Source organism: Citrobacter sp. Cf087, from assembly GCF_030334285.1.
Taxonomy (GTDB): Bacteria; Pseudomonadota; Gammaproteobacteria; order Enterobacterales; family Enterobacteriaceae; genus Citrobacter; species Citrobacter freundii.
In genome coordinates, this window is the sequence record NZ_JAOWED010000029.1 from 165,455 (window position 1) to 178,507 (window position 13,053).

Annotated in this window: 11 protein-coding genes and 1 pseudogene; 10 read left to right on the top strand and 2 right to left on the bottom strand. The window is 46.8% G+C overall.

Features of this window, described 5'->3' with window-relative positions; translation table 11 throughout:
• Positions 1 to 10: 10 nt before the first annotated feature.
• The 5 genes and pseudogenes from OGV57_RS12255 (at position 11) to OGV57_RS12270 (ending at position 6,529) form a co-directional block, all read left to right on the top strand.
• The gene (locus tag OGV57_RS12255; protein ID WP_233618156.1) at positions 11 to 1,195 is read left to right on the top strand and encodes a restriction endonuclease subunit S; all 1,185 of its coding nucleotides are present in this window, start codon (positions 11 to 13) and stop codon (positions 1,193 to 1,195) included.
• Positions 1,192 to 1,313: pseudogene (locus OGV57_RS23710) on the top strand (hydroxyacid dehydrogenase); the annotation flags it as partial. The gene OGV57_RS12255 and the pseudogene OGV57_RS23710, both read left to right, overlap by 4 nt.
• A gap of 153 nt (positions 1,314 to 1,466) precedes the next feature.
• Positions 1,467 to 4,748: a type I restriction endonuclease subunit R gene (locus OGV57_RS12260; RefSeq protein ID WP_250856825.1), complete on the top strand. Its 3,282-nt coding sequence runs from the start codon at positions 1,467 to 1,469 to the stop codon at positions 4,746 to 4,748.
• Between the two features lie 30 nt (positions 4,749 to 4,778).
• Positions 4,779 to 5,501, top strand: coding sequence for a M48 family metallopeptidase (locus tag OGV57_RS12265; protein WP_061584405.1), 723 nt, complete (start codon positions 4,779 to 4,781; stop codon positions 5,499 to 5,501).
• A 113-nt stretch (positions 5,502 to 5,614) separates the two neighbouring features.
• The gene (locus tag OGV57_RS12270; protein WP_061584400.1) at positions 5,615 to 6,529 is read left to right on the top strand and encodes a restriction endonuclease; all 915 of its coding nucleotides are present in this window, start codon (positions 5,615 to 5,617) and stop codon (positions 6,527 to 6,529) included.
• Between the two features lie 182 nt (positions 6,530 to 6,711).
• Here the strand turns inward: OGV57_RS12270 and OGV57_RS12275 are convergent, their stop codons facing one another.
• Both OGV57_RS12275 and OGV57_RS12280 read right to left on the bottom strand, forming a co-directional pair.
• Positions 6,712 to 7,332 carry an inovirus Gp2 family protein gene (locus OGV57_RS12275; protein ID WP_250856824.1) on the bottom strand — a complete coding sequence of 207 codons (621 nt, stop codon included), beginning with the start codon at positions 7,330 to 7,332 and terminating at the stop codon, positions 6,712 to 6,714.
• Positions 7,333 to 7,995: 663 nt separating this feature from the next.
• Positions 7,996 to 8,205: a helix-turn-helix transcriptional regulator gene (locus tag OGV57_RS12280; RefSeq protein ID WP_250856823.1), complete on the bottom strand. Its 210-nt coding sequence runs from the start codon at positions 8,203 to 8,205 to the stop codon at positions 7,996 to 7,998.
• 531 nt (positions 8,206 to 8,736) lie between these two features.
• Between OGV57_RS12280 and OGV57_RS12285 the strand changes: the two genes are divergently transcribed.
• From OGV57_RS12285 to OGV57_RS12305, 5 genes are all read left to right on the top strand, one after another.
• Positions 8,737 to 9,534 carry a hypothetical protein gene (locus OGV57_RS12285; RefSeq protein ID WP_250856822.1) on the top strand — a complete coding sequence of 266 codons (798 nt, stop codon included), beginning with the start codon at positions 8,737 to 8,739 and terminating at the stop codon, positions 9,532 to 9,534.
• Positions 9,535 to 9,641: 107 nt separating this feature from the next.
• Positions 9,642 to 10,532, top strand: coding sequence for a GTPase family protein (locus OGV57_RS12290; RefSeq protein WP_250856821.1), 891 nt, complete (start codon positions 9,642 to 9,644; stop codon positions 10,530 to 10,532).
• A gap of 306 nt (positions 10,533 to 10,838) precedes the next feature.
• Entirely contained in the window at positions 10,839 to 11,390 is a 552-nt protein-coding gene (locus tag OGV57_RS12295) for a hypothetical protein (protein WP_250856820.1), read from the top strand.
• A 5-nt stretch (positions 11,391 to 11,395) separates the two neighbouring features.
• Positions 11,396 to 11,911: a hypothetical protein gene (locus OGV57_RS12300; protein WP_250856819.1), complete on the top strand. Its 516-nt coding sequence runs from the start codon at positions 11,396 to 11,398 to the stop codon at positions 11,909 to 11,911.
• Between the two features lie 280 nt (positions 11,912 to 12,191).
• Positions 12,192 to 13,013: a DUF932 domain-containing protein gene (locus tag OGV57_RS12305; protein ID WP_250856818.1), complete on the top strand. Its 822-nt coding sequence runs from the start codon at positions 12,192 to 12,194 to the stop codon at positions 13,011 to 13,013.
• Positions 13,014 to 13,053: the final 40 nt, after the last annotated feature.

The following is a 13,053-nucleotide window of genomic DNA, read 5'->3' on the forward strand; positions in this document are numbered from 1 at the left end:
GGGTATTTTCATGCTAAGTGAAATTTGCAGTAAGCAAATTTCATATGGAATTGTTCAGACGGGGGACAACTTACCTAAAGGTATTCCTTGTCTCCGAGTTATTGATTTAACTAAAGATTACATTAATCTTGATGATATGATCAAGACCTCGTTAGAAATTCATCAGGCTTATAAAAAAACAATCCTCGAAGAGGGGGATATTGTGCTGGCCCTACGTGGTGAGGTGGGGCTGGCTCATCTTATTGATGAAAGTCTTTCTGGCATTAATATCACTAGAGGATTAGCTAGAATAGCAGCAGACAAAAGTAAAATAGTTCCAGAGTTTCTTTTATGGGCGCTGCGCTCAACAAAATTCCGAACTGACTTGATGCGCAGAGTAGGGGGGTCCGCTTTACAAGAAATTTCTCTTTCAGAGTTGAGAAAAGTCGAAGCATTAGTGCCACCATTATCAGAACAAAAGAAAATTGCTAAAATCCTTTCTACTTGGGATAAGGCAACCACAATTACTGAGAAACTGTTAAGCAATAGTCAGCAGCAGAAAAAAGCACTGATGCAGCAACTACTCACAGGAAAGAAACGCTTGGAGGGGTTCAATCAGGCGTGGAGTACAGTTAAAGTAAGTGAAATGGGAAGTATTTTTTCCGGAGGTACGCCGGATACTACTGAGAAAGAGTATTGGAACGGGAATATTAGCTGGTTAACACCTACTGACGTGACATCCCTGAAGAGTCGATATGTGTTTAGTACAAATAAGACAATATCAGAAAAAGGTTTAAAAAACAGTTCGGCCAAGAAGCTTCCCAAGGGAACATTACTTATTTGTACAAGAGCAACTATTGGTTCGATGGCTATTTCTACAACAGAAATAACTACCAATCAGGGATTTAAGAATCTAGTTCCTAACTCTAATTTTTCTGTTGATTTTCTTTACTATCTTTTTAATTTCAATGTTAAAGAGTTAGTTAGGAAGTCGTCTGGTTCGACATTTTTAGAATTGTCAAAATCGGATTTTGAAAAATTGACCTTTTTATGTCCATGCTTAGATGAACAACAAAAAATTGCTTCTGTCCTGATTGTGGTTGATAACCTGATTGCGGTACAACAACAAAAAATTAGCTACTTAAAACAAGAAAAAAAGGCGCTGATTCAGCAATTGCTCACGGGTAAACGCCGGGTGAAAACGGATGCGGCGTGACGGATAAACATCTACCTCAAATCCCAGTGGGTGAGTTCCTGCTGTTTCAAAGTGACGATGGCCGCGCCCCCGTGTTGAGTGTCGTTTTCAGTCAGACACGCTTTGGCTTACTCAGGCAGAAGAGGTAATCAAGAAAATGGCGGATAATAAAACCCAAGCTGAATATGACCTTTTTGCCTAACAACAGCGTCGTTTGAAAGCAGCAGAAGGGGAGGCAGGATATTACAGCGTTGCTGCAGTGGAAGGTCGATCCTAAAGATAAGGGAGTAAAATGAGCACCCAATATGCCCCAAAATTTCAGGAAGAATACAGTGCTAAGCTTCCGGCTTTGGCGCTGCTGACTAACCTTGGCTGGTCTTACCTTTCTCCTGAAGAAGCTCTGGCTGCCCGAGCAGGCAAACCTGATCAGGTTTTGTTGACGCACCTGCTCAGGGAGCAACTGGCAAAGCGTACTTTTACGTATGGTGGAAAAGAATATTCTCTTTCCGACAAGGCTATTGATAATCTGATTGCTGAAGTCAACAGCCCTGCCTTGAATCAGGGGCTACTCACTGCCAATGAGCGTCTCTATAACCATTTGATGTACGGTATTTCCGTTACCGAGTTTATCGATGGTAAAAAGGCAAACCCAACCATTGCCTTAATTGATTGGCACCATCCAACGAATAACAGTTTTGTTTTTACTGAGGAATTCACGGTAACGCGTGCTAACGGCGTTGAATCACGTAGGCCAGATATCGTCTGTTTTGTGAATGGTATTCCATTGGTGGTCATTGAAGCCAAGCGTCCGGATGGAAACGCAAAAAAAATGCCAACCATTGGTGAAGGGATATCACAAACTCTCCGTAACCAGCGCCACGATGAAATTCCACGCCTGTTTGTTTACAGTCAGTTACTGTTGTCGATTAATGGCCATGATGGCCGTTACGGTACCTGTGGAACGTCGGCTAAATTCTGGGCCACCTGGCGTGAAGAGGACCTTTCTGATGCTGAAATGTATGTCATCAAGAATCAAAAGCTTCTGCCTGAACAGCTAGATAAGCTATTTGGTCATCGACCAGTAGCTGTTGGGGATTGGTTCCAAGGTTTGGTCGCTGCGGGAGAGTTGGCTGTGACCGGGCAAGATAAGCTGTTAATCAGCCTATTATTGCCTGAACGTCTGCTGGACATGATTCGCTTTTATACGCTGTTTGATAAAAAAGTCGGCAAGGTTGTTGCTCGCTATCAGCAAGTTTTTGGTATCAAACGCTTGATTGAGCGTATCAATACCAAAAGACCTGATGGTAGCCGTGAAGGTGGCGTTATTTGGCATACCACCGGTTCGGGTAAATCGTTGACGATGGTATTTCTGAGTAAAGCGCTGATCTTGCATGAAAGCTTAAAGCAATGCCGCATTGTGGTAGTTACCGACCGCGTCGATTTGGAAAACCAGCTTAGCCGTACCTTTATCTCCAGTGGAGAGCTCTCTGGGAAGAGGGACAAGTCAGCGGCGATCGCGACATCCGGCAGGCGTTTGGCAGAACAAATTGGTAAGGGCACTGAGCGTATTATCTTCTCGTTGATCCAGAAGTTTAATACCGCCATCAGGCAGCCTGAATGCATCAATACCAGTTCAGATATTATTGTGTTGATTGATGAAGGCCACCGTAGCCAGGGGGGTGAAAACCATATCCGCATGATGCAGGCGTTGCCGAAAGCCGCATTCGTTGCTTTTACTGGTACTCCATTGCTGAAAGATGATAAAACGACCAATAAATTTGGTTCTATCATCCATGCTTATACGATGCAGCGAGCAACGGATGATAAAGCCGTAACGCCACTACTTTATGAAGAGCGCATTCCCGATCTGGATGTGAATGAACGTGCTCTCGATAGCTGGTTTGAGCGAATCACCGAAGGATTAAGCGACCAGCAAAAAACCGATCTTAAACGCAAATATGCAAGTAAAGGGCAGATCTACACCGCAGACGATCGTATTCGTCTGATTGCATTAGATATTGCCAATCACTTCGTGAAAAACATCGACGAAGGTTTAAAAGGTCAGCTTGCTTGTGACAGTAAAGCCGCTGCCATCAAGTACAAGAAATATCTGGATGAGGTCGGGCTGTTTGAATCCGCGGTGGTGATCAGCGCCCCTGACACTCGTGAAGGTAACACCGAAGTTGATGAATCTACCACACCTGAAGTTGTTAAATGGTGGAAAGAGAATGTCGGTCAACAGGATGAACAATCCTACACCAGAAATGTGATAGACCGCTTTGATAAAGACGATTCGCTGAAATTGCTGATTGTGGTCGATAAGCTGCTAACCGGCTTTGATGAGCCCAAGAACGCAGTGCTTTACATCGATAAGCAGCTCAAAGGACACAACCTGATTCAGGCGATAGCACGAGTTAACCGTTTGCACCCTAAGAAGAAATTCGGACTGCTCATTGATTATCGCGGCATTCTTAAAGAGCTGGATACCACCATAGAGAAGTACCAGAAACTCGCATCCCGCACCCAGGGTGGTTACGAGATTGATGATCTTGCCGGGCTCTATAATCAGATGAGCACCGAATACAAACGTCTACCGCAGCTTTATAAAAACCTGTGGGCGATTTTTGACGGTGTGAAGAATAGGCAAGATACCGAGCAACTGCGTCAGGTATTGGTACCACGCATTGAAGAAAAAAATGGCGAACTGGTAGATGTGCACCTGAAAATACGTGAAGACTTTTACGAGGCACTGACTGAATTTGCCAGTTGCTTAAAAGTTGCATTGCAATCAGCCACCTTCTTTGAAGACAAGAGCTTTAGTGAAGATGATCGCCGTCATTACAAAGAGACGGTGATGCAGTTCTCCAGTTTACGCCAGTTAGTGCAGCAAGATGCCGGTGAGCGTATCGACTATGATGAATATGCCGAGCAGGTCAAAAAGTTACTCGATAAGCATGTTGTTGGTGTAGAAGTTCGGGAACCTGATGGTGTTTACGAAGTAAACAAGATGGGACAAGCGCAGCCAGAAAAGTGGAGCGAAGATAAAATCCGTAACGAAACCGACATCATAAAAACGCGTGTTACTCGTATGATCGAACAAGAACTGCGTGATGATCCCTATGCGCAGGAGGCATTCTCTAAGCTATTACGGCAAGCTATCGAAGAAGCTGAGAAGTTATTCGAGCATCCGCTCAAGCAATATATGCTTTTCCGGGAGTTTGAAGAGCAGGTGCAGGAACGCCGTTTGAATGATATTCCAGATGCATTCGCCGGTAACCACCATGCTCAGGCTTACTTTGGCGTATTCAAGAAAATTCTGCCAGAGGTCTTCTCGATTACCGATTCGCAAGTTCAGGATAAGTGGATAAAACTGGCGTTTGATGTGGATCGTTCAGTTGAAACCTCGGTGGCCGAAAACTCGATAAACCCGCAGAACATTGAAGCAGATATCAGGAAAAAGCTGCTGCCATTGATGTTTAAAGAATGCAAAGCTATTGGCGGCGGTATGGACCAGGCGAAGAAGATCGTCGAGATGATTGTACAAATTACCCGTGTCGGATTGAGTGGAGTGTAAGCTGTGCCCATTCATACGCAAACGCAGGCTATGAGCTTTATCTACGGAGACGAGTGGATCAACTTTGATCGTGAGCCTCGTCCCTATGCAAGAAGCCGCGTGTTGATTAAGGTGCATCCTGATTGCCGGGTGGTTGTCTCTGCACCTGAAGAGGCTGATGATCTGGCCGTCCTGACGGCAGTGAAAAAGCGAGGACGCTGGATTTACCAGCAGCTTCGAGATTTCCGCAAACAGCTTGAGTATATTACGCCACGGAAGTATATCAGCGGCGAGAGCCATTATTACCTTGGCAAACAATACTTGCTGAAGGTAATTGAAGAACCTGCGGGGGTACAACGCGTAAAAATGTTGCGCGGAAAGCTGGAAGTTACCTTGCGTCAGAAGAGCCATGAAAAGGTCCGGCAACTTCTTATTGATTGGTATAAAACCCGTGCCAAGGATGTTTTCGCCAAACGGCTTGAGGCCATGCTCGAGCAGGCTCTGTGGGTCAACGCTCTGCCACCATTGCGCATTCTCACCATGCAAACACAGTGGGGGAGTTGCTCACCTAACGGTCGGCTCACCCTTAACCCAAACCTGGTCAAAGCTCCCCGGGAATGCATCGACTATGTGATTTTGCATGAGCTCTGCCATCTGGCCGAGCATAACCATAGTGAACGCTTCTACCGGCTCATGGGACAGGTAATGCCGGACTGGGAGAAGACCAAGAAGAGATTGGATGGGATGGCTGGGATGATATTTTCTGATTTATGATGTGGAGATGAGGTTTACCTTAGTCAGTTAAATTGGTAACAGTGGGTACATATACATGTTCATCACGCTAAGCTACCAACCTATCCAATAAAAACATTATCAGGGATGTTTCTATGGCTGTTCCTACCTACGATAAATTTATTGAGCCATTGCTACGCTATTTGGCTGATAAACCCAATGGCGTACCGGCTCGCGATGCGCACGAAGCCGCTGCTGATGCACTTAATCTTGATGATAATCAGCGGGCAGAAGTGATTGCCAGCGGTCAGTTAGTTTATAAAAATCGGGCTGGTTGGGCACATGACCGCCTGAAGCGAGCCGGTTTATCGCAAAGTTTATCCAGAGGAAAGTGGTGCTTAACGCCAGAAGGGGTTAATTGGGTACATGCCCATACCCAGCCACTCACTGACGGGGAAGTGAACCATCTGGCGTTTAATTTCATGAACGTGAAGCTAAAACAGCAGCCAGATGCTGTCGATCTTGATCCAAGACCAGTGGTACTGAATCAGGAAGAGCTGGCAAAAAGCAGCCCGGATGATCGACTTGATCAGGCGTTAAAAGAGCTACGGGACGCGGTTGCTGATGAGCTGTTAGAAAATCTGTTGCAAGTCTCCCCAGCACGTTTTGAGGTTATCGTCCTGGATGTTCTTCATCGTCTGGGATATGGCGGACATCGGGATGACCTACAACGTGTGGGAGGTAGCGGTGATGGTGGCATCGACGGTATCATCTCGCTCGATAAACTGGGACTCGAAAAGGTTTACGTACAGGCTAAACGCTGGCAGAACACAGTTGGCCGCCCGGAACTCCAGGCTTTTTATGGTGCGCTGGCGGGACAAAAGGCCAAACGTGGCGTGTTTATCACCACTTCCGGTTTTACTTCTCAGGCACGAGATTTTGCCCATTCCGTTGAGGGCATGGTTTTGGTTGATGGTGAACGCCTGGTTCATTTGATGATTGAGAACGAAGTCGGTGTTTCTTCCCGTTTGGTTAAAATGCCCAAGCTAGATATGGATTACTTTGAGTAATGAGTGAATCCGAGCCGGAGCGACAGCTCCGGTTATTTGTTTGGAAAGATTTTTCTTTGAGAGCTGGTCTTTGTGCTTCTGAATGGTTGACTCGAGCTGAATGCCTCTAGAATAACCTTGAACAGGAGGAAAATGAACTGCATCACTGCAAGGGAGAATGTATCCCCCAACGCTCTCTTTGCTTATCTGACACTTCCCCCGAATGAGCGTTCTTCCTTGCTGTAGGACTTGGTGCGTTCTTTGGCAAAGTATTCCAGATGGCGCCATAGTTCCAGTAACTGTTGACTATAGCGGTCCACCCGAAGACGCTCCAGATAGTGTGGCGTGTTGTTGAGGGAAACAAGCGTTCGGTATTCAGGAAATTCGAGCAGACCCAGCGCACTCAGCCAGGCCTCGCAGATGTAACTCCCCAGGTTATGGCCTTCCTTTGAATAATTCCCTAAGCCGTTGAAGGTATCTTTGTTAACGAATATTGCAGCGTGGTAATGCGATTTGTCGCGCTCTCCAGTTTCACGTACCCAGACATATCTCAGGTTCGTTGGACATACCTGGAGGCCTTCCCGCTTACGTCGTTTCTGATGGGCTGTTATACGGGCTCTCAGTGCATCAGTGAAACGTTCCATTAACCCTGCCTTCAGGTCAGGCGTACTGGTAATGCTATCATCGTTATCGCGATACTCAGGCAGTCTGAGAACGAAGGTGAATACGCATGTTCTGGCATGGGCATTTGTCGCCAGGTAGGTGACATCTCTGATACGTTTCATATAACCAGAATTCAGTGGGCCAAATTTACTATTGGTCATAAGTGTTACTCCTTTTTGTTTGTTTCAGGCGAGCGAATTCCCTGCCATAACGAATGGCAGTGATGAATACACGAATGGGGATTAATGTGTCAGAGGGTGGAAAGGCAGAGTGCTGTCGGATATTTATCAACAAACGCAGATGCGATTACTGGTGGTGAATGTTTAACTGACAGATATTCATATGATGTTGAATGAGATTTACCTTAACCATTATCCGTTATCGCAATTTATTAACCACCTTACCAGGGAGCCCGTGCGGGAATTATTTATATGCGTTATGAGGACCCTTTTGTGTAATTTTGAAGAAGGCATTAAAATCATACTTCATGATAATGCCTCCCTGACTAGTATCTCATTTAAACATTAACTCAAATTGTTTCGTTAACTTTCAGTGTTAATTACCATTGTTTAACAGTATACTCTCACCCTGTATACTTAACCCTGTAAAAGAGTATATTGTGAATAGATACCATGAGTATATAAGTGCATGCATGAGTGTGTATATAATATATATACTGTACGGATAATCACGATAAATATATAACAAAGCCTTCTCTAGTGCGGGGCCATATATTTAACGCGCTCATTTTTTACTCCAGGGTTAGCCATATCAGAACACAACAAAAAAAATACTTATTTCGAGGTTCGTTCTGACAGATATAATCAGTTACCGCGTGAATCCGCAATACGTTGCTGCATCCAAGTTTCGACTTCACTCTTCAGCCAGCGGGAACTGCGACCCAGCTTGATGGGCTTCGGGAACTGGCCTTCGCTGATGAGTTTGTAGAACCATTTATCCGTCATTTCGGTGTAGGTGGTGATGAATGTCATATCGACAAGCTGGTCGTTCAGCAATGCGGGGGATGTGTTCATGGGGAATCTCCTTTACGTTAAAAGTGAAAGGAGGAATGACTGTTCTCAGTGTTGTGTTGCAGCCTTCCTCAGAGGATGGGAAGGTCGTGTAATAAAATAATGATTATGTAATGCTCGCTCTGTCAGCCCCGCAGGCAGGAAGGCATCTGACTTACAGAATGTAAGCAGGCAAGCACCACAACACACTCATCTGGCTGATTTACATTAATTTATAATAAAGTAGGTCACTTTTAAAAGTGTATTCCATGCCTATAAAACCACCGATTCAAACTGGTCCAGCGGGCCACAGGTACAATCCTGACAGGCAGAGGCATGTGAGTTGGCGGACAGACGAAAATCTCCGAGCGATTTGTAAACCACTCCATACAAGGTACTATTAATTTATTTAACTAATATAAAGTAGGTTACTATTGCATGATAGCACTGCTGTCTGACAGGAACATCTTTGCGGCATTTCAGAAAGCAGGCAGTGAACCGGGTTACCTGGAACGCTTTTATTGATGTAATTATCATGACGATGAGAGGGAGAGGATGGGTTATAAATACAAGGCAACAATGTATTACTCTGATGATGAAACAGAAGCATTTCTCCGGGAGAAAGCATTAAAGACAAATGGAAAGAAAAGTGCGTCACACTACCTTTACTCCCTGGTATCGCGTGAAAGAGAAGTCGCCGACACAACCCGCAGTAAAATGGATACGTCGGCGGGAGTGCACATTTACCCTGAGTATACTGCTGTCCATCGTTATGATGTTTCAGGGGATATATCCTTCCCTTGTTTGATGGTAACAGGCAAAGATGAAAAATCGCGAATAAGATTCGTACACAAGGATATAATGAAAGCAATCGATCAGGAAATCGATTTTGATATTAACAAAGCCTCTCTAAAGAATCCCCATCAGACATACAACAATGACGATCTCCTTATAGTCATAAAAACAGATATACATTGTTCTTACAGCGACAACATAACGACTGAGCACCATTGTCAGGGAACATTTATAGCCAGTTGTATTATCATCAGGGTCAACAGAGTTGAATGGGAGAAATGGGGTGGAAAGTATGATTTTGAAAATATCAGATATATAAAATACAGAGATCTTTCAAACCCAAAAGTAAACAAACATACCGGGTTATGCCAGGTGGCAGAGTATGCACCTCAGGACAAGGCCGGCGCATTTTTTATCCCTGTACGAAAAACAGCTAAAGCATTTCCGTCTGACAGACTCCCTCCCATTTTGATAAAGGGCATTGACATCAACGCCAATAAGGACAGGCTCAGGCTAAAAGCGATGAATGCCTCTCAGAAAAAACGGCATTTCGGATAAGTTTCAGTCTGATGTTTTTAGCTGTAAATATATTCAGACCGATATTACCCCCGTGAGTACGGTAGCCCGTATCGCTGCCGCCTGTTGTTTAACTCACGGAGGTCAATGTGTCAGACAGTACCCATACCGGGCAGGTTTCCGATGCCCTGAAGCAGTCCCTGTCCTGTCTTCCCGGCGGCCTGCCGGATGCGATGGTCGAACGAATACTCCGGTGTGTTCACTACGAGCCGGTGATTGGCATTATGGGAAAATCGGGAGCCGGAAAATCCAGCCTGTGCAATACCCTTTTCAGTCCGCCACCTGCCAGCGTGGATGCGGCCAGGGGCTGCACCCGACGCGTTAACCGGTATCATATCAGGCGCGGGTCACATACTCTTTATATTGCAGATTTTCCCGGCATTGCCGAAACCCCGGAACTCGACAGACAGTATCGTCGGCTGTACCGGGCATGGTCCTCAAAACTGGACCTGATTGTCTGGGCGCTGAAAGCAGATGACCGGGCCTGGAAAGATGACCTGCGCTGCTACCGTGAACTGCTGAACGCGGGAGCAGAGCCGGAGCATTTTCTGTTTGTCCTCACACAGGCCGACAAAATGGAGCCCTGTCGCGAATGGGACAATTCAAATCATCAGCCTTCTGCAAACCAGTCTGAAAACCTCGCCACCAAAACAGAGCTTGCCATGACGCTGTTTGCCGCAGTCCATCCGGTCATTGCGGTATCCGCCACGGAATACTACAACCTGGAGCTGTGGGCGGAGGCACTGATTCAGGCCCTGCCAGTTAACAGCTGCAGTGCCGTTTCACGCCACCTGAACGCAGAGTTACGCACTGAACGTGTTCAGCATACCGCACGGGAAGGGTTCGTCAGTGTCGCCGGAACGATTTTTGACGAAGCGGCTTCAGTTGTGCAGACCTCAGGGAAACTGGTGCGTCAGTTACAGCGACTCCGTCGGCGGTTTCTGTCCCTTATTCATGTCGTCTGGCATCTTCTGTTCTGATTTTACCTTTCTTTTATCACTGCCGTTTCGATCTGTTTCGACGATCGAAATCGCAATGTATGATAGCCAATGACTATTGAAAGAAATTTATTGATCGTTATTAGTGATAGATATCAACGATCGGTTTGCGCATATCGATCTGAATTAACAATTATCCCGCCTTCTGATTAGCCAGTACGATCTGTGCTGTCCATGAAGATATCCCCGGTTATTAATTCTATTTAATCAATTATTTATAAAGGAATATTATATGCTTCATTTTATCTCCGTGATGACGGGTGCCTGTATTCACAGGGAGACCCTGAAATGAAATCATATCCATTACTGCGTCAGGATATGTTTGCCTGGTGCCTCGCGGCCGTACTCCCTGCAATCTGGGTCGTGCTGTTCCTCAATTTTCCACAGACAGTCGCACTTGTCATTTACATGGCTGTTGCCCTGGCCTGGGTGTTGCTGGACCGGACAAACCTGATGAAGCAGGGCATAACGCCCCCGTCCTTTGTCTGGTTCTGGTTCCCGGTGGTGTACCTGCGCCAGCGTGACCAGATACAGGGCAAACCCTGGCGGCTGATGCAGGTCTGGCTGCTGTGTACCGTGCTGTCATTCGTGGCGATATACCTGCTTAACCAGCGGTCTGGTACGGAAAACCTGGCGCAGAGTGCCTGCAGCGTGGTGACAAAAATTCTGCGGGACGAGGGATTTGATGAACGCTGTATTCGCGTAACCGATATGCAGGAAGAAGTAAAAGGCCGTTTCTGGCGGGCACAGGCCCTGCTGAACACCGGTGTAAAGGAGCCGGTGACCATTGAGGTCAGGGGCCGGGATATTTATGTCGTTTTACCCGAAGCAGGAGAGTGACGAAAATGAAAACCGTGAAAACCATTATCCGACATCTGCTGATGAGTGCAGCCGTGTTATTCACCGCGACATCAGTTTTGCATGCAGCGACGACGGACGCGCTCCCTCAGGCTCATGCCCCGCGCTGTGCAAAACCGGTGTTTTACGCACAGACTACGAATCACAAAAAAGAGGTGGAGATTTGCATTGTCACGCCGTCGGTCTCGTATTCATTCGGTAAGATTGGTACAAAAAGCAAAGAAATGAATCTTACTGTTCCTGCGGGTAGCACCACTTACGCGTACCAGAACAATCAGGTCATCAGTATTCAGGATTTTACGGTCAGAAATGGCGATACCAGTTATCAGGTTTCAGCTGGTTCGAATGATTCCGGAGAGCCATTTGCTTCCCTTTATGTCTATAAGGGCACCCCGGAGACAGGAAAACTGCTCGCAGAGATAAAACTTGACCCGGATACGGTAGCTAACAACATCAGCCATTCACTGGCAGAAGAGGGGGTTATACAGGCTGACAGCCTCTGATAGCAGCATCTGCCGGATGACATCAATACGGTTTTATGCCCCATGATACAGCCGGTTGATTGCGAGAAATCTAAATGAAGTGAGTTAGCAGTACAAACCAGCAAGAGTGCTTTTACCTTTAACTGGCAATCCGTAACGGCTGTTCGGTGCTGCTTGTAAAAAAGAATCTGCAACCTTCGCCGGTGAATACTGAACCGGTGATACACCACTGCACTGACAGGGCTGTTCCTCCTTCGGGAGGAACAGCCCTTTTCTTTTCCTGCCATATAAGGAGTTAACCATGCGCTTAGCCAGTCGCTTCGGGCGAATTAACCAAGTACGCCGCGACCGCCCTTTAACCCGCGAAGAACTGATGCAGGTCGTTCCCAGTGTTTTCGGGGAAGACAAGCATGCATCACGTTCTGAGCGTTACAGCTATATCCCTACCATCACCCTGCTGGAAAACCTGCAACGCGAGGGCTTTCAACCGTTCTTTGCCTGCCAGACCCGTGTTCGGGACCTGAGCAAACGTGAACACACTAAGCACATGTTGAGGCTGCGCCGTGCCGGACAGATTACCGGTCAGCAGGTCCCGGAAATCATTCTGCTGAATTCTCATGATGGTTCATCAAGTTACCAGATGCTGCCCGGTATCTTCCGCAGCGTCTGCACCAACTCCCTGGTCTGCGGCCAGTCCTTTGGCGAGATACGTGTCCCTCATAAAGGCAATGTGGTGGAAAAGGTCATCGAAGGCGCTTACGAGGTTCTCGGGGTCTTTGACCGGGTGGAAGAGAAACGCGATGCCATGCAGTCACTGCTGCTTCCACCAGCGGCACAGCAGGCGATGGCGAATGCGGCACTGACATACCGTTTTGGTGAAAAACACCAGCCAGTGACCGCTACGCAGATACTGACGCCCCGACGGTATGAGGACCGTCAGGATGACCTGTGGACCACGTACCAGAGACTGCAGGAAAACCTGCTCAAAGGTGGTCTGCCCGGGCGTACCGCGAAGGGTAAACGCAGCCACACCCGTGCCGTGAACGGCATTGATGGCGACGTGAAGTTAAACCGCGCTTTATGGGTGATGGCTGAGAACATGATGGATCTGTTGAGCCAGTAACCGGAACGCTTCCCACGAAATACCCCTTTCTTCAGTTCAT